Source organism: Mycobacterium sp. E2989 (assembly GCF_001667595.1).
Taxonomy (GTDB): Bacteria; Actinomycetota; Actinomycetes; order Mycobacteriales; family Mycobacteriaceae; genus Mycobacterium.
Map to the genome: position 1 here is coordinate 22,334 of NZ_LZJX01000059.1, position 15,366 is coordinate 37,699.

Annotated in this window: 15 protein-coding genes and 1 pseudogene; 4 read left to right on the forward strand and 12 right to left on the reverse strand. The window is 69.7% G+C overall.

All coding sequences use genetic code 11. From position 1 onward, the window contains the following. Window positions 1-157: 157 nt before the first annotated feature. Together A5680_RS11355 and glyA are read right to left on the reverse strand one after the other, a co-directional pair. Window positions 158-985: an acyl-ACP desaturase gene (locus A5680_RS11355; protein WP_055404940.1), complete on the reverse strand. Its 828-nt coding sequence runs from the start codon at window positions 983-985 to the stop codon at window positions 158-160. 82 nt (window positions 986-1,067) lie between these two features. Next, window positions 1,068-2,348, reverse strand: a complete 1,281-nt coding sequence (glyA, locus tag A5680_RS11360) for a serine hydroxymethyltransferase (protein ID WP_055404941.1) — start codon at window positions 2,346-2,348, stop codon at window positions 1,068-1,070. A gap of 114 nt (window positions 2,349-2,462) precedes the next feature. On the opposite strand from glyA, the gene coaA reads away from it, so the two are divergent. Beyond that, window positions 2,463-3,401 carry a type I pantothenate kinase gene (coaA, locus tag A5680_RS11365; RefSeq protein WP_067819285.1) on the forward strand — a complete coding sequence of 313 codons (939 nt, stop codon included), beginning with the start codon at window positions 2,463-2,465 and terminating at the stop codon, window positions 3,399-3,401. A 3-nt stretch (window positions 3,402-3,404) separates the two neighbouring features. On the opposite strand, the gene A5680_RS11370 is transcribed toward coaA, so the two are convergent. The 3 genes from A5680_RS11370 to A5680_RS11380 form a co-directional block, all read right to left on the reverse strand. Beyond that, window positions 3,405-3,830, reverse strand: coding sequence for a hypothetical protein (locus tag A5680_RS11370; protein WP_067819288.1), 426 nt, complete (start codon window positions 3,828-3,830; stop codon window positions 3,405-3,407). Between the two features lie 195 nt (window positions 3,831-4,025). Continuing rightward, window positions 4,026-5,405 (reverse strand): hypothetical protein, encoded by a 1,380-nt coding sequence (locus tag A5680_RS11375; protein WP_055404944.1) that lies wholly within the window; start codon window positions 5,403-5,405, stop codon window positions 4,026-4,028. A 19-nt stretch (window positions 5,406-5,424) separates the two neighbouring features. Further along, complete coding sequence (locus tag A5680_RS11380) at window positions 5,425-6,213, reverse strand: (2Z,6E)-farnesyl diphosphate synthase (protein WP_055404945.1); 789 nt, start codon at window positions 6,211-6,213, stop codon at window positions 5,425-5,427. Window positions 6,214-6,370: 157 nt separating this feature from the next. On the opposite strand from A5680_RS11380, the gene A5680_RS11385 reads away from it, so the two are divergent. Then, window positions 6,371-7,150: a hemolysin III family protein gene (locus tag A5680_RS11385; protein WP_067819292.1), complete on the forward strand. Its 780-nt coding sequence runs from the start codon at window positions 6,371-6,373 to the stop codon at window positions 7,148-7,150. Here the strand turns inward: A5680_RS11385 and A5680_RS11390 are convergent. The 4 genes from A5680_RS11390 to mca are packed head-to-tail and all read right to left on the reverse strand — an operon-like array spanning window position 7,137 to window position 10,696. Next, on the reverse strand, window positions 7,137-7,508 hold the full coding sequence (locus A5680_RS11390; RefSeq protein ID WP_055404947.1) for a nuclear transport factor 2 family protein: 372 nt from the start codon (window positions 7,506-7,508) through the stop codon (window positions 7,137-7,139). The two genes, A5680_RS11385 and A5680_RS11390, sit on opposite strands and share 14 nt — an antisense overlap. Window positions 7,509-7,519: 11 nt before the next feature. Next, on the reverse strand, window positions 7,520-9,532 hold the full coding sequence (locus A5680_RS11395; RefSeq protein WP_055404948.1) for a thioredoxin domain-containing protein: 2,013 nt from the start codon (window positions 9,530-9,532) through the stop codon (window positions 7,520-7,522). Next, a complete protein-coding gene (locus A5680_RS11400) occupies window positions 9,519-9,827 on the reverse strand; it encodes a hypothetical protein (RefSeq protein ID WP_055404949.1) in 309 nt (102 codons plus the stop codon). Before A5680_RS11400 ends, A5680_RS11395 begins: the two co-directional genes overlap by 14 nt. Further along, window positions 9,824-10,696 (reverse strand): mycothiol conjugate amidase Mca, encoded by an 873-nt coding sequence (gene mca, locus A5680_RS11405; RefSeq protein ID WP_055404950.1) that lies wholly within the window; start codon window positions 10,694-10,696, stop codon window positions 9,824-9,826. The genes A5680_RS11400 and mca overlap by 4 nt, the downstream gene beginning before the upstream one ends. A 113-nt stretch (window positions 10,697-10,809) precedes the next feature. Between mca and A5680_RS11410 the strand changes: the two genes are divergently transcribed. Further along, complete coding sequence (locus A5680_RS11410) at window positions 10,810-11,244, forward strand: DUF4307 domain-containing protein (RefSeq protein WP_055404953.1); 435 nt, start codon at window positions 10,810-10,812, stop codon at window positions 11,242-11,244. Window positions 11,245-11,456: 212 nt separating this feature from the next. Beyond that, window positions 11,457-11,951, forward strand: a complete 495-nt coding sequence (gene greA / locus A5680_RS11415) for a transcription elongation factor GreA (RefSeq protein ID WP_055404951.1) — start codon at window positions 11,457-11,459, stop codon at window positions 11,949-11,951. Between the two features lie 40 nt (window positions 11,952-11,991). Here greA and A5680_RS11420 read toward each other — a convergent pair whose 3' ends face one another. From A5680_RS11420 to A5680_RS11430, 3 genes and pseudogenes are all read right to left on the reverse strand, one after another. Beyond that, the gene (locus tag A5680_RS11420) at window positions 11,992-13,152 is read right to left on the reverse strand and encodes a cystathionine gamma-synthase (RefSeq protein ID WP_055404952.1); all 1,161 of its coding nucleotides are present in this window, start codon (window positions 13,150-13,152) and stop codon (window positions 11,992-11,994) included. A gap of 47 nt (window positions 13,153-13,199) precedes the next feature. Further along, window positions 13,200-13,787 (reverse strand): annotated as a pseudogene (locus tag A5680_RS11425) (RDD family protein); the annotation flags it as partial. 138 nt (window positions 13,788-13,925) lie between these two features. Next, on the reverse strand, window positions 13,926-15,320 hold the full coding sequence (locus A5680_RS11430; protein ID WP_067819295.1) for a cystathionine beta-synthase: 1,395 nt from the start codon (window positions 15,318-15,320) through the stop codon (window positions 13,926-13,928). Window positions 15,321-15,366: the final 46 nt, after the last annotated feature.

Below are 15,366 nucleotides of genomic sequence, written 5' to 3' on the forward strand. Positions count from 1 at the left end.
CTGCGACACCAGGACCGGGGCCGGTCCTTCCGTTGTGGTGACGGGAGGTGCCGCCCTGGCAGCAGAGCATGACGCTGACCATCGAGATCGACGCTACTCTCGTCGCCGCTTTGCAGCAGCGCAGGCGCGCCGACGCATGGTCGCGCGCGGCAATCGGTTAGCCGATGACGAACTGCTTGAGGGCGGGCTCGTCGGCCACACCCCACGCGGTGATGCGATCCGAGATCGCCTGCCGCAGCTGCTGTTGATCGAAGATGCCCGCGTCGGCGACGTTGCGCAGCTTGTCCCGATACGCGTCGATGTCGGCACCGGGCACCTGCAGCTCGGCCGCGCGGGCCGCGATCGCCGCGATGGTCTCGTCGCGGGTGTAGGACAGGCAGTGCTCGACGAGGTTGGAGAAGAACAGTTCGTGCCGCCGCTCGTCGCGCGCGATCCGGTCGATGAGCCCGGCCAGGATGGGCTCCTCGAGCTTGGCGGCCAGGTTCTCGCAGAAGACGGCGTGCGTGCGTTCGGTGAACGCCATGTACACCAGGGTCTCCACCTGCGAGTAGGTGTCGGCGCGGTAGCCCTTCATGACGTATTGGACCCGGGCCTCCTCGTTGGCGGTCGGGTCGACCTCGCGGGTCACCACCAGGTACTCGCGCAACGCGATGGCGTGCAGGTGCTCCTCCGCGGTCCACCGGCCCAGCCAGCGGCCCCACCAGTCCTCGAGGATGAAGTGCTCGACGAGCTCGCGGTGGTGGCCGGCCAGGTTGTCCTTCAGCAGCAGGAGGATCTCGCAGGCGTCCGTGTACTCCCGGGGCAGCGTCGCGTCGGACGGGTCCCAGTCACGTCCGCCAAGGAACGCGAAGTTCTCGCCCCGGTCGAACGGCACGTAGTCGTGAGCGAACCAGAGTTCCTCGGTGTTGAGGTGGCGGTCCATGTTGGCCTCGCACACCGGCTCGAGTTCCAGGGTCAGCGCGTTAGCGACAGGTTTCTGTGCCATGCGGTTACTGTAACTCGCGTACACAGGTGTGTGAAATTGCCCGGCCCGTGTCGCGCCAACTGGTGACTTTGGTCCTCCGCGGTCAGCGGTCGACCAACGTCCACTCCTCGAGACCGTCGTAGAGCGGGAAGTCGCGGGCCAGCCGCGTCACCCGCTGGCGCAGCGCGGACAGATCCGCCGACGTGCCCGCCGCCAGGGCGGTGGCGATGACGTCGGCGACCTCGGTGAACTCCGCGTCCCCGAAGCCGCGGGTGGCCAGCGCCGGCGTCCCCACCCGCAGGCCCGACGTCACCATCGGCGGCCGCGGGTCGTTGGGCACCGCGTTGCGGTTGACCGTGATGCCGATCTCGTGGAGCAGGTCCTCGGCGGCCTGGCCGTCCAGCGGGGAATCGCGCAGGTCCACCAGCACCAGGTGGACGTCGGTGCCGCCGCTGACCACCGACACCCCGGCCTTGGTCACGTCGGGGGCGGTCAGCCGGTCGGCGATGATCCGGGCGCCGGACAGGGTGCGCTGCTGGCGGTCGGCGAATTCGGGGGTGCCGGCGATCTTCAGTGCGACCGCCTTGCCCGCGATGACGTGCATCAGCGGACCGCCCTGCTGGCCGGGGAACACCGCGGAGTTGATGGACTTGGCGTACTCCTGCTTGCCCAGGATCAGGCCGGACCGCGGCCCACCGAGCGTCTTGTGCACGGTCGTGGACACCACGTCGGCGTGCGGCACCGGTGAGGGATGCAGTCCCGCCGCGACCAGGCCCGCGAAGTGCGCCATGTCCACCCACAGCTTGGCGTCGACCTCCTCGGCGATCGAGGCGAACGCCGCGAAGTCCAGGATGCGCGGGTAGGCCGACCACCCGGCGATGATGACCTTCGGGCGGAACTCGAGGGCCTTGGCCCGGACCGCGTCCATGTCCACCAGGTGCGTCGTGGGATCGACACCGTAGAAGCCGGTTTCGTAGAGCTTGCCGGAGAAGTTCAGCTTCATCCCGTGCGTCAGGTGGCCGCCGTTGGCGAGGTCCAGGCCGAGCAGCCGCTCCCCCGGTGTCATCAGCGCGTGCAGCACGGCGGCGTTGGCCTGGGCGCCCGAATGCGGCTGCACGTTGGCGAAGTCGGCGCCGAAGAGCGCCTTCGCCCGGTCGCGGGCGATGTTCTCCACGACGTCGACGTACTCGCAACCGCCGTAGTAGCGCCGGCCGGGCAGGCCCTCGGCGTACTTGTTGGTCAGCACGCTGCCCTGGGCCTGCAGCACCGAGCGCGGCACGAAGTTCTCCGAGGCGATCATCTCCAGGGTGTCGCGCTGGCGGCCCAGTTCTTTGCCGAGCAGTTCGGCGATGTCGGGGTCGACCTCGGCGAGCGGGGCGGACATCACGGAGGTGGACGGGCGGGCGTCGGGTGCAGCAGTCACGGGCGCCAGTCTATCCAGCCAGGGTTTAGCCAGCCCAGCCGTCGGGGGCGCGTCCGCCCCTGCAACACTTGCACTATGCCGCGGCTTAGCGAGCCGAGCCCCTATGTGGAGTTCGACCGAAAGCAATGGCGCGCGCTTCGCATGTCGACGCCGCTGGCCCTCACCGAGGAAGAACTCGTTGGCCTGCGCGGACTCGGCGAGCAGATCGACCTGCTCGAAGTCGAAGAGGTCTATCTGCCGCTGGCCCGGCTCATCCACCTTCAGGTCGCCGCGCGTCAGCGGTTGTTTGCCGCCACCGCCGAGTTCCTGGGCGAGCCGCAACAAAACCCGGATCGGCCGGTGCCCTTCGTGATCGGCGTGGCCGGCAGCGTCGCGGTGGGCAAGTCGACCACCGCCCGTGTGCTGCAGGCCCTACTGGCCCGCTGGGATCACCACCCACGGGTGGACCTGGTGACCACCGACGGATTCCTGTACCCGAACGCCGAACTCGATCGGCGAAACCTGATGCATCGCAAGGGTTTTCCGGAGAGCTACAACCGCAGGGCGCTGATGCGGTTCGTCACCTTGGTGAAATCCGGTTCCGACTACGCATGCGCGCCGGTCTACTCGCACCTCAAATACGACATCATCCCCGGGGCCAAGCACGTCGTCCGGCATCCGGACATCTTGATTCTCGAGGGTCTCAACGTGCTGCAGACCGGTCCGACCCTGATGGTGTCGGACCTGTTCGACTTCTCGCTGTACGTGGACGCGCGCATCGAGGACATCGAGCAGTGGTACGTGTCGCGATTCCTGTCACTGCGCGGGACGGCCTTCGCCGACCCGGAATCACACTTCCACCACTACTCGGCCCTGGGCGACACCAAGGCCGTCGCGGCCGCGCGCGAGATCTGGCGGTCCATCAACCGTCCCAACCTGGTCGAGAACATTCTGCCGACCCGGCCGCGGGCCACCCTGGTGCTGCGCAAGGATGCCGACCACTCCATCAACCGGCTCCGGTTGCGCAAGCTCTAGCGGTCACGCCGTCTCGAGGCGGCGCACCCCCAGGTATTGCAGGCCGGCGAACGCCGCGGTGTACACGCCGACGGCCAGCGTGGCGGCAACCCCGGTGGCGGACAGCGGCAGCACGCCCGCGGCCACGACCGCCGCCAGCGTGAACACGATGTTGGCCACGATGACCCCGATGCCGACGCGGCGCAGGTTCGGCGCCGCCGCGACGAGGAACACGGCCAGGCCGCTGAGCACGAAGAGGGCGCCGAGGCTGTACTCCTGCAGCGACGTCAGGCCCGTCAGCGACGAAAGCGGGTCGGCGAGAAAGGCGATGGCCAAACCGCACAGCCCCGTCAGCGTCCCGTCGGCGCGCATGGCGAAACGCAGCAGCGAGTCGGTGGCGTCGTACAGGGGGCGGGTTGCCAGACCGGGTGCGCCAGATGCATACATCATGTGATTACTCCTCGCGATGGCGAATTGGGTCGAAGTTCAGCGTGCCGCCGGCGCACTGCCATATCGACTCGTGGCACTGCCAACTACTGCCACGGATACAACGACCAGCGAGTTCGACCGGCTATTCCCATTTGCGGGCCCGAATCGCAATTGTTATTCGACAGACGCCAGCCTGGCGCTCACCCGCCCCAGCAGTCACAGGGGCCGGTCGGTGCTCACCGCGACCCGGCCGCGCAGGTCCGCGGCGATCAGCCGGGCGGCGGCGTTCTGCCAGTTGTGCAGCGAGCGCTGCGGGACCTCGGTGACCAACCACTGCCAGGCTTGCCGCGCGATCGGATCAAGCCCGGCGGCGGTGGCGTTTTGCGCGTACGCGCGCACGCCGACGACGTAGGGGAAGTACAGCGAGTTGTAGTGCCGCCACTGTTCGGTGGTGCCGAAATCGCCGGCGTCGCGCGGCTTGAGCCGCCCGACCGCCTCGGCCAGCACCGCCTTGAGTTCGTTGGCCCGCTCCAGCGGATGGTCGGGCGCGCCCCGGGCGGCGAGCCGCTCGTCGATGACGGGCAGCGCGGTCAACGGGCTGGCCACCAGCTTGCTCAGGTCGCCGTAGTGACCCAGGGCGCGCCGGGTGAGCCGCGCGAACGCCGCGTCGTCGACGTGGTCGAGCGGGTCCACCGACCGCAACGGCAGCGCCGCGCCGGTGTTCCGCAGCGCCGCCCGATCCTCGCGTAGCGCAGGCGATTTCGAGAACGCCAGCCGGTCGAGCAGGCCGGCCAGCGGATCGGCGAGCACCTGCACGCTGATCGCGACCGCCAGGCTGGTGAACAACAGCACCGTGAGCGCGGTTTGAGCGGCCGCGTCGGCGCGGGTGAGCGCCAGGCCGATCAGCGCCTGGCCGCCGAACAGCACCGCCACCGCCACCGAGCCGGCGAACGAGCGCAGCATGTCGGCGCGCAACGCCTGGCCCTCGTCGAAGGCGTCCCACAGAGCGACGGCCAGCCCGAGCGAGAGGACGTCGAGGCTCGTCGACGCCAGCGCGACCCAGCTGGGCACCAGGCCCAGCGGGATGATCAGGATGGCGTTACCCAGCGCGAAGAACAGGGTCGCGACCACGGCGAGCCCGACGGCCGACCGGGGCCGGCGCGGCTGCCGCAGCGCGACCGCCATCGCGCCGAAGGTGGACAACGAGATCACCGCGAACATCACCCAGTGGCCCGCCCGCAACGGCCCCTCGACGCTGCCGGCCAGCGCGGCCCCGAACAGGGTCAGCGCGGCGACCCCGGCCACGAGCAGCAACTCGCGGGTGCGCGCCCGCGCGCCGTCGCTGGGCCGCGCCAGCTCGACGAGCACCGCGAACCACGCCACGCCGGGGATGGCCACCAGATAGATCTCGACGCGGCTGAGCGCGTGGGCGTACGCGGGGCTGGCCGTCCGCACCGCGTCCAACCCGACCACAAGCGCGAAGCCGCACAACCCGATCGCCGCCAACACGAGCACCGGCTTACGCGGATCGCGAGCCAGCAGGTACAACCCGAGCCACCCGCTCAGCGTGAACACCACCGCCGACAGCGCAGCCATGAACCTAGTTTGGCACGGACTACTTGCCGTATCTGCGGTGCCGCTGGCTGTAGTCGCGCAGCGCGCGCAGAAAGTCGACCCGGCGGAACGCGGGCCAGTGCGCCTCGGTGAACCACATCTCCGAATACGCGCTCTGCCACAACAAAAACCCCGACAGGCGCTGCTCGCCCGACGTGCGGATCACCAGATCGGGATCGGGTTGCCCAGAGGTGTAAAGATTTTCGGAGATGCCGTCCACGCTCACCGCGTCGATCAGCTCCTCGGCCGACGCCCCGTTGGCGAGCTCCTTGCTCAGCAACGCCCGCACCGCGTCGACGATCTCGCGCCGCCCGCCATAGCCCACCGCGACGTTGACGTGGAACGGCGCCGTGACGGGCGTCGACTCCACCGCGTCGCGCAGCCGCCGGGCCGGCTCCTCGCCGAGCAGCTCCAGGTCGCCGACGGTGCGCACGCTCCAGCGGTTCGCCGGCGCGCAGATCTCCTCGACGACGTCGGTGATGATCTCGATCAGCCCCGCCAGCTCGTCGGGATCGCGTTGCAGGTTCTCGGTGGACAGCAGGTAGACGGTGGTCATTTCGATGCCGGCTTCCTGGCACCAGCGCAGCATCTCGGCGATCTTCGCGGCGCCCATCCGGTAGCCGTAGCTGACGTCGGCGTAGCCGGCGTCGCGGGCCCACCGCCGGTTGCCGTCGCACAGGACCGCGATGTGGCGGGGCAGGTCCGATTTGGAGGAGGCCAGGCCCTGCCGCAGCCGAAGCTCGTAGACGCGATACAGCGGCTCTTTGAGACGCGGCGGGATAATTTCCACGGAGACTCAGCCTACTGTGAGCTACACCAAATTCCCCCCTGCCAATCAGGGGATCTCACCGCGAGGCGGGCAGCACCGGACGACGGTTCGCCATTACTGTGGCGGGTAATCAGCCACTGGTCAGTTTCCCGACCTGCACGACGAGGCCCCAGGAGATATGAGCAGCCAGACGAGCACACCCGCCAGCCCGGAGCGCGAGTCCGAGGCCATCACGCCGGGCAATACGGTCGAACAGCTTGTCGAAAGCGCGGCCAACGCCCTGACCAAGCCCCGCATGCGGGGCTGGATCCACTTCTACTCGGCGTGGTTGGCCGTGATCACCGGCGCGACGCTGGTCTCGGTGTCGTGGGCGGTTTCCTCGCCGCGCGCCGGGCACTCGACGCTGGTCTACGCGGCGGCCACGGTGGCGATGTTCGCCGTCAGCGCCACCTACCACCGGGTGCACTGGAAGTCCGAGGCCGCCCGCAACCTGATGAAGCGGCTCGACCACTCGATGATCTTCGTGTTCATCGCCGGCAGCTACACGCCGTTCGCGCGGCTGGCCATGCCGCAGAACACCGGGATGCTGGTCGAATGCATCGTCTGGGGCGGCGCGGCGGCGGGCATCCTGCTCAAGGTGTGCTGGCCGACGTCCCCGCGCTGGCTGGGCGTGCCGCTCTACATCCTGCTCGGGTGGGTGGCCGTGTGGTTCTGCCCCACGATCCTGCACGAAGCGGGTGTGGCCGCGATGGTGCTGCTGGCCACCGGCGGCGTGTTCTACAGCGTCGGCGGCATCTTCTACGCGCTGCGCTGGCCCGACCCGTGGCCCAGCACGTTCGGCTACCACGAGATCTTCCACGCCTTCACCGCCGTCGCGGCGATCCTGCACTACATCGCCATGTGGTTCGCGGTCTTCTACACCGGGACCGGCGCCTGGCTGGCGGCTACTGCTGGGTGACGTCGGCGGCCGACCAGTACGCCTTCATGTGGGCGATCTTGCCGTCCTCACCGAACGCCATCACATCGATCGGCTCGATCACCATCCGGTGCTCCCCCGCGACGATCGTGAGGCGGAAATGGAAGGCGGCCTCGTTGCCCGAGACGCGCAGCGTCACCAGTTCGCACTCGCGCTGCAGGTCGTTGACCCCGGAGTAGAAGCCGTGGATGGCCTGGCGGCCGATGTGCACCTCGCCGCCGACCGGGTCCTCGACGGTGGCGTCATCGGCATACAGCTCGACAATCTCGTCGGCGGCGCCCTTGGCCACCAGTTCGATGTAGCGGTTGACCGTGTCGGTGATGTGCTCGGCGCTCGGCATGAGACGTCACGCTACCGTGGCGCGGCCAGCGCCCGCGCCAGGTCTTCGGCGGCGGTGACCGGCAGGTCGCACACCCGGCCGCGGCAGACGTAGGCGGCGTCCGCGCCGGATACCCGGTCGCGGCCGGCCAGCAGCGCCGACGAGTCCTTCTCTCCGCCCACCACGATCGCCCCGCCGGGCGCCAACCGGCGCGCGTGCGCCAGCAGCGCCGACCGCGCCGGATCGCCGGCGACGGCGATCTGCAGCGGCCCGCGAACCGCGGCCTCCGCCACCGCCAGCCAGTGCCCCGCCGAGCGCGGCGCGCGCTCCAGCAGCACCGAATGCGCGTCCAACGCGTCGGCCGCCGCCCGCAAATACCGGTCCGCGCGCTCACCGTCTACGAGATGCGCCGCGGTCAGCAGCGCCTCGGTGATCGACGACGCGCCCGACGGGGTCGCCCCGTCCAACGGGTCGGCGGGGCGCAGCATCAACCGCTCGGCGTCGTCGGCGGTGTCGAACCAGCGGCCGGGCTGCTGCGGATCGGCGAAGCGCTGCAGCGCGGTGTCGAGCAGGCCGGTCGCCGCGGTGAGCCAGGCCGCGTCGGCGGTCAGCTGGTAGAGGGCGAGCAGGCCGGTGGCCAGCATCGCGTGGTCCTCGAGGATCGCGGCGCTGTCGCCGACCACGCGGGCGAGGCTGGCGCGCCGCAACCGCCCGTCGACGACGTGCAAACCCAGCAGGGCGGCCGCGCAGGCTTGCGCGGCGTCGGCCAGCCCGGGATCGTCCAAGGCCACGCTGGCCTCGGCCAGCGCGGTGATGGCGAGGCCGTTCCACGACGTGACGACCTTGTCGTCGCGTCCGGGCTGGGGTCGGGTGAGCCGGGCGGCCAACAGCGCGGCGCGGACGCGCTCCAGCCGCTGCGGATCGTCGGGGTCGGCGGGCAGTTGCAGCACCGAGGTGCCGTGTTCGAAGCTGCCGGTCGAGGATACCGCGAAAACCGTTGCCGCCCAGGGTCCGTCGTCGGGACCGAGCGCTTGCGTCAGCTGTTCGGGAGTCCAGACGTAGGTCGATCCCTCCCGGCCGTCGGCGTCGGCGTCCAGCGACGAGGTGAACATGGCGCCGTCGGCGAGATCCTCGAGCAGAAAGCGCGCGGTCTGCGCCGCGACCCGGCGCGCCAGCGGGTCTCCGGTCCGCCGGGCCCAGTGCGCGTAGGCGCGCAGCAGCAACGCGTTGTCGTACAGCATCTTCTCGAAATGCGGTACCACCCAAGCGTTGTCGACGCTGTAGCGGGCGAAGCCGCCGGCCAGCTGGTCGTAGATGCCGCCGCGGGCCATCGCGGTGGCGGTGTGCGCGACCGCCCGCAACGCCTCCGGTGACCCGGTGCGTTCGTGGTTGCGCAGCAACGCCTCGAGAAGCGCCGACGGCGGGAACTTGGGCGCGCCGCCGAAGCCGCCGTGCACCGCGTCCTGGTCGGCCAGCACCGACGCGACGGCGTGGTCGCACAGCTCCGGCGCTACGCCCGGCCCACCGGAGGGCAGCCCGCCCGCCATCGCGCGAAGCTCGCCGGCGATGTGATCCGAGGCCTCCTCAACCTCCGCGCGACGCTGCTCCCAGGTGGCGGACACCGCCGAAAGAAGCTGCAGGAAGCCATCTTTCGGGTAATAGGTGCCGCAGAAGAAGGGCCGGCCGTCCGGCGTCAGGAAACACGTCATCGGCCAGCCGCCGTGCCCGGTCAGCGCGACGGTGGCGTTCATGTAGACGGCGTCGAGGTCCGGGCGTTCCTCCCGGTCGACCTTGATGCAGACGAATCCGGCGTTCATGGCCGCGGCCACCTCGTCGTCCTCGAACGACTCGTGGGCCATGACGTGACACCAGTGGCAGGCCGCGTAGCCGATGGAGAGCAGGATCGGCACGTCGCGCTCGGCCGCGGCCGCCAGCGCCTGCGGGGTCCACTGCTGCCAGTGCACCGGGTTGTCGGCGTGCTGACGCAGGTACGGGCTGGTGGCCAGCCCGAGGGTGTTCGTCGCGGCAGGGTCAGCCGGGCTCATCGCCGGGTCCCGGTGCCCGTTGCGATCCGCCCGCCGGGCCCGGGGGCTGCCCGCCGGCGTCGTCGACCGCGTCGGTGCCCTCGTCGGCGGCCTGGTCGGGCTCGGGGTGTTTGGGGTCGAACGACTCGGGCACCTTCTTCAGTTGCTTGTTCATCGAGCGCAACAGCAACAGGGTGGCGATCAACAGCACCACGACGATCAACAGCCCGATCGGGCTGGCCTTGCCGAAGTCCGGCCCGGTGTGTTGCGGCGCGCCGTCGGCCAGCGCACCCGCCAACAGGATGAGGTGGTTCACCCGTCGCTCTCGATTCCGGCGAACAGGTCGTCCTCGGGCAGCTTGACCGGGACCCGCGAGCGCGCCAGTTCGAATTCCTCCGTCGGCCACAGTCGCTGCTGCCATTCGATGGGCGCGGCGAAAAAGTCGTGCTCCGGGTCGATCTGGGTGGTGTGCGCCCGCAGCGCGTCGTCGCGCTGGCTGAAATACGCCGAGCACTCCACCCGGGTGGTCACCCGCGACTCGAACGGGTCGTGCGCGGCGTCCCAGTGCTCGAGCCACTTGGCGAACGGGGGTTCGTGACCGTGTTTGACGGCCTCGTCGTGCAGCAACTGCATGCGGGCCCGCAGGAACCCGTGGATGTAGTAGAGCTTGGACACCGTCCAGGGCTCGCCCGCGTCCGGAAATCGCCGATAGTCTCCGGCCGCCTCGAAGGCGCCGACCGAAACCTGGTGGCAGCGAATGTGGTCCGGGTGCGGGTAGCCGCCGTTCTCGTCGTAGGTGGTGATCACGTGCGGGCGGAATTCGCGGACCACGCGCACCAGCGCCTCGACCGATTCTTCCAGCGGCACCAGCGCGAAGCACCCTTCGGGCAGCGGGGGCGGCGGATCCCCTTTGGGCAGGCCGGAGTCGACGAAGCCGAGCCAGGTGTGCTCGACGCCCAGGATCTCGGCGGCCTTGGCCATCTCGTCACGGCGGATCTCAGCGATGTGCCCGTGCACCTCGGGCAGGTCCATCGCCGGGTTGAGAATGTCGCCGCGCTCCCCGCCCGTCAGCGTCACCACCAGCACCCGGTGACCCTCGTCGGCGTAGCGGGCCAGGGTGGCCGCGCCCTTGCTGGACTCGTCGTCGGGGTGGGCGTGCACCGCCATCAACCGCAGTTCGCTCACGTGCCCCCTTGTCGGTCCACTGGTCGCCGGTACGAACCTATAATTCCAGTTCTTCAGATCGTTGCATGCTGCCGGCCGGTGCCGGGCAGCCGACCGTTCAGGCATACCCAGACATGACCGAAACTTCGCCCTCGCGTCCCGAGGCCCGGTACGGGCGCTCGCGGGTGCCCCGGCGTTGGGTGATCGTCGGCCTGGGCGTGCTGGTGGTCGCGGCGGGCCTGGTGATCGCGATCGTCGGCTACCGCCGGCTGGGCACCAGTCCCGTAACGGGCACGCTGGCCAGCTATCGGGTGATCGACGACCAGACGGCCTCAGTAACGATCAGCGTGACGCGATCGGATCCGTCGCGGCCGGTGGACTGCATCGTGCGGGTGCGGGCCAAGGACGGGGGCGAGTCGGGCAGGCGGGAGGTGCTGGTTCCGCCGTCCGACGCGGCGACCGTGCAGCTGACCACCACGGTGAAGTCCAGCAAACCGCCGGTGATGGCGGACATCTACGGGTGCGGCACCGACGTGCCGGCTTATCTGCGGCCGGGCGCCGGCCCGTAACAACAGCCGAACTGCGAATTTGGGGTTATCAATTGTTTGCGCGGTGGTAACATGGGTGAATGCACGGTTCCTGATGGGACCGTGTATTGCTGCATTAAGGCCGTGAGCACAACGGATCGGCAGCACTCGGGGAGAGAACCCGGATACCTCCGGCGGCGGGGTCAACAGGCTTACGCGAATACGCGGAACGACAACATGAGGAGCACGACGAGATGACGGACACTTCGGTGACGTGGCTGACCCAGGAGTCACATGACCGGCTGAAGGCGGAGCTCGATCAATTGATCGCGAATCGTCCGGTCATCGCCGCGGAGATCAACGACCGCCGGGAAGAAGGGGACCTGCGCGAGAACGGCGGCTACCACGCCGCCCGCGAGGAGCAGGGCCAGCAGGAGGCCCGCATCCGCCAGCTGCAGGACCTGCTCAACAACGCCAAGGTCGGCGAGGCGCCCAAGCAGTCCGGCATCGCGCTGCCGGGTTCGGTGGTGAAGGTCTACTACAACGGCGACAAGTCGGACAGCGAGACGTTCCTGATCGCCACCCGCCAGGAGGGCGTCAACGACGGCAAGCTCGAGGTGTACTCGCCCAACTCCCCGCTCGGCGGCGCCCTGATCGACGCCAAGGTGGGCGAGACCCGCAGCTACGTCGTGCCGAACGGCAACACCGTCGAGGTCACGCTCGTCAGCGCGGAGCCCTACCACTCCTAACCGCACGCGAGCTGGGGGCACCGCCCCCTTGCTCGGCTGTCTAGGCCAGCGCCTGCTCCAGGTCGGCCAGCAGGTCGGCGACGTCTTCGATGCCGACCGACAGCCGCACCAGGTCGTCGGGCACCTCCAACTGGGAGCCTGCCGTCGACGCGTGCGTCATCGCGCTGGGGTGCTCGATCAGCGACTCCACGCCGCCGAGCGATTCCGCCAGGATGAACACCTCGGTGCGGGCGCACAGTTCCCGGGCGGCCTCCCGGCCGCCCCGCATCCGCACCGACACCATGCCGCCGAACCCGCGCATCTGCCGGGCGGCGACCTCGTGCCCGGGGTGACCGGGCAGGCCGGGGTACAGCACGGCGCTCACCGCCGGATGCCCGGCGAGGAAATCGGCCACCGCCGAAGCGTTTTCGCTGTGCCGCTGCATCCGCAGCACCAGCGTCTTGAGGCCGCGCATGGTCAGGTAGGCGTCGAACGGTCCGGGCACCGCGCCGGCGCCGTTCTGCAGGAACGCGAACGCCTCGTCCAGCTCCGGGTCGTCGGTGATCAGCGCACCGCCTACCACGTCGGAGTGGCCCCCGATGTATTTGGTGGTCGAATGCAGCACCACGTCGGCGCCCAGCGTCAACGGCTGCTGCAGCGCGGGCGAGGCAAAGGTGTTGTCCACCAAGACCTTTGACGACGACTGCGTGCCGAGTTCGGCAAGCGCCGCGATGTCGGCGATGGACAGCAGCGGGTTGGTCGGGGTTTCCACCCAGATCAGCCGTGTCTGCGGGGTGAGCGCCGCGCGGACCGCGTCCACGTCGGACAGCGCCACCGGCGTGTATCCGACGTTCCACTGCGTGAACACCTTGTCGATCAGCCGGAAGGTGCCGCCGTAGGCGTCGTTGGGGATGATCACGTGGTCGCCGGGCCGCAGCATCGCCCGCAGCGCGCAGTCGGAGGCGGCCATGCCGGAACCGAACGCCCGACCGTAGCGGCCCTCCTCGACCGCGGCCAGCGAGGCCTCCAGCGCGGCGCGCGTCGGATTACCGGTGCGCGCGTACTCGAACCCGCCGCGCAGCGCACCCACGCCGTCCTGGGCGAACGTGCTGCTGGCGTAGATCGGGGCGTTGACCGCCCCGGTCGCCGGGTCCGGCCGGTAGCCGGCGTGAATCGCTTTGGTGGCGAGTCCGGTGAAGTGTCCGGTGCGGTCGGCGCTCATCGACGATCAGCCTAGCGACGGCCGACGGTCCGACCGCGCCCGCACGACTAGCCCGCGTGCTCCTCGGTCCCGTCGAGCGGCAGGCAGACCGTCGTCATGATCTTGTCGGCCAGCGTCTGCCGCTTCGAATCCCACAGCGGGAAAAGGAAACCGATGAAGCAGATGATCGCGTCGACGAAGTGGGCCAGCGACCGCACAACGGACATCCCGAACCCGATCGGCCGGCCGGTGACCTCGCTGACCACCTTGAACTTCATCACCGACTTGCCGACGCTCGACCCGGTGGTGCCCTGGCGGTAGCCGTAGTTCCAGATGAGATAGGCCAGCCCCACCAGCGACGCCAACCACTGCACGGCCAAGCCGATGGTCGAGTTCTGCGTGGCGCAGTACTGGTTGACGGCGTACTGCGTGACGTCGGTGACGCACGACGTCTGCTGGGTGGCGACCAGGATCCCGGTCCCGATGCCGTGCACGACGGCGTACGGGAGGATGTCGATGATGAACGCCACCAGCCTGGTGAGCCACGGGGTGTAGGACTCCGTCGGCAACGTGCGGATCGCCGGTCCCGGAGGCGGCGGCGCGTAGCCACCGGAGGAAGGCGGGGGCGGGGGGTACGAACCGCCCGCACCCACCGGCGCTTCCTACCCGCCGCCACCGCCGCCGGACGGCGGTTGATCGGTCATGAGCACCCTTCCACTGCGGACCAGCTGAACCAGGCCGCATTACAGTACCTGAGCGCACAGCGGCCGGGCGAGACTTGCGTGGCGCGCCCGCTAGCGTCGCCGCGGCCCGTCCGAGAGGAATCCGAGCAGGTCATATCGGGTGATGACGCCGACCGGCTTGCCCTCCTCGACCACCATCAAGGCGTCCCAGTCGCGCAGCGCCTTGCCGGCCGCGCTGACCAACTCGCCCGCGCCGATCATCGGCAGCGGCGGGCTCATGTGCTGCGAGACGGCGTCGGCCAGCTTGGCCCGGCCCTCGAAGACGGCCGACAGCAGCTCGCGCTCGGAGACGCTGCCCGCGACCTCGCCGGCCATCACCGGCGGCTCGGCGCCGACCACGGGTATCTGGGACACCTCGTACTCGCGCAGGATCCCGATGGCGTCGCGCACGGTTTCGGACGGATGGGTGTGCACCAGGTCGGGCAGGGCGCCGGATTTGCCGCGCAGCACGTCGCCCACCGTGGACTCCTCGGTGGAACCGTCGAGCCGGCTGCGCAGGAAGCCGTACGACGACATCCAGGCGTCGTTGAAGATCTTCGCCATGTAGCCGCGGCCGCCGTCGGGCAGCAGCACCACGACCAGCGAGTCGGGGCCGGCCTCCTCGGCGACCTTCAGCGCGGCCACCACCGCCATCCCGCACGACCCCCCGACCAGCATCGCCTCCTCCCGGGCCAGCCGCCGGGTCATGTCGAACGAGTCGGAGTCGGACACCGCGATGATCTGGTCGGGCACGGTCGGGTCGTAGGCGGCCGGCCAGAAGTCCTCGCCCACGCCCTCCACCAGGTAGGGCCGTCCGGTGCCGCCGGAATACACCGAGCCCTCGGGGTCGGCGCCGATGACGCGGACGGCCCCGCCCGACACCTCTTTGAGGTAGCGGCCCGCGCCGGTGATCGTGCCGCCGGTGCCGATGCCGGCGACGAAATGGGTGATCTTGCCGTCGGTGTCGGCCCAGATCTCCGGGCCGGTGGTGGCGTAGTGGCTGGCCGGGCCTTCCGGGTTGGCGTACTGGTCGGGCTTCCACGCGCCGTCGATCTCACGGGTCAGCCGGTCGGAGACGCTGTAGTAGCTGTCCGGGTGCTCGGGCGGGACCGCCGTCGGGCACACCACCACCTCCGCGCCGTAGGCGAGCAGCACGTTGCGCTTGTCCTCGCCGACCTTGTCAGGGCAGACGAACACGCACTTGTAGCCGCGCTGCTGGGCCACCAGCGCCAGGCCGACGCCGGTGTTGCCCGAGGTCGGTTCGACGATGGTGCCGCCGGGCTTCAGCAGCCCGCTCGCCTCGGCGGCGTCGATCATCCGCGCCGCGATCCGATCCTTCGAGCTACCACCGGGATTGAGGTACTCGACCTTGGCGGCCACGGTTCCGGCGCCGTCGGGAACAACGGAATTCAGGCGAACGAGCGGCGTGCCGCCGATGAGCTCACTGATGTGCTGGGCGATCCGCATGCCTTCATGGTGTCAGGCGGCTTCCGCGGGTGCACGATGTGCTCGC

Excerpts from the sequence above, each read along its gene's own strand:
- A5680_RS11410 (WP_055404953.1), top strand. The coding sequence starts at position 10,810 with ATGACCGAAACTTCGCCCTCGCGTCCCGAGGCCCGGTACGGGCGCTCG.
- A5680_RS11420 (WP_055404952.1), bottom strand. The coding sequence starts at position 13,152 with ATGAGCGCCGACCGCACCGGACACTTCACCGGACTCGCCACCAAAGCG.
- coaA (WP_067819285.1), top strand. The coding sequence starts at position 2,463 with ATGCCGCGGCTTAGCGAGCCGAGCCCCTATGTGGAGTTCGACCGAAAG.
- A5680_RS11355 (WP_055404940.1), bottom strand. The coding sequence starts at position 985 with ATGGCACAGAAACCTGTCGCTAACGCGCTGACCCTGGAACTCGAGCCG.
- A5680_RS11375 (WP_055404944.1), bottom strand. The coding sequence starts at position 5,405 with ATGGCTGCGCTGTCGGCGGTGGTGTTCACGCTGAGCGGGTGGCTCGGG.
- A5680_RS11395 (WP_055404948.1), bottom strand. The coding sequence starts at position 9,532 with ATGAGCCCGGCTGACCCTGCCGCGACGAACACCCTCGGGCTGGCCACC.
- greA (WP_055404951.1), top strand. The coding sequence starts at position 11,457 with ATGACGGACACTTCGGTGACGTGGCTGACCCAGGAGTCACATGACCGG.
- A5680_RS11370 (WP_067819288.1), bottom strand. The coding sequence starts at position 3,830 with ATGATGTATGCATCTGGCGCACCCGGTCTGGCAACCCGCCCCCTGTAC.
- A5680_RS11430 (WP_067819295.1), bottom strand. The coding sequence starts at position 15,320 with ATGCGGATCGCCCAGCACATCAGTGAGCTCATCGGCGGCACGCCGCTC.
- glyA (WP_055404941.1), bottom strand. The coding sequence starts at position 2,348 with ATGTCCGCCCCGCTCGCCGAGGTCGACCCCGACATCGCCGAACTGCTC.
- A5680_RS11390 (WP_055404947.1), bottom strand. The coding sequence starts at position 7,508 with ATGCCGAGCGCCGAGCACATCACCGACACGGTCAACCGCTACATCGAA.
- A5680_RS11385 (WP_067819292.1), top strand. The coding sequence starts at position 6,371 with ATGAGCAGCCAGACGAGCACACCCGCCAGCCCGGAGCGCGAGTCCGAG.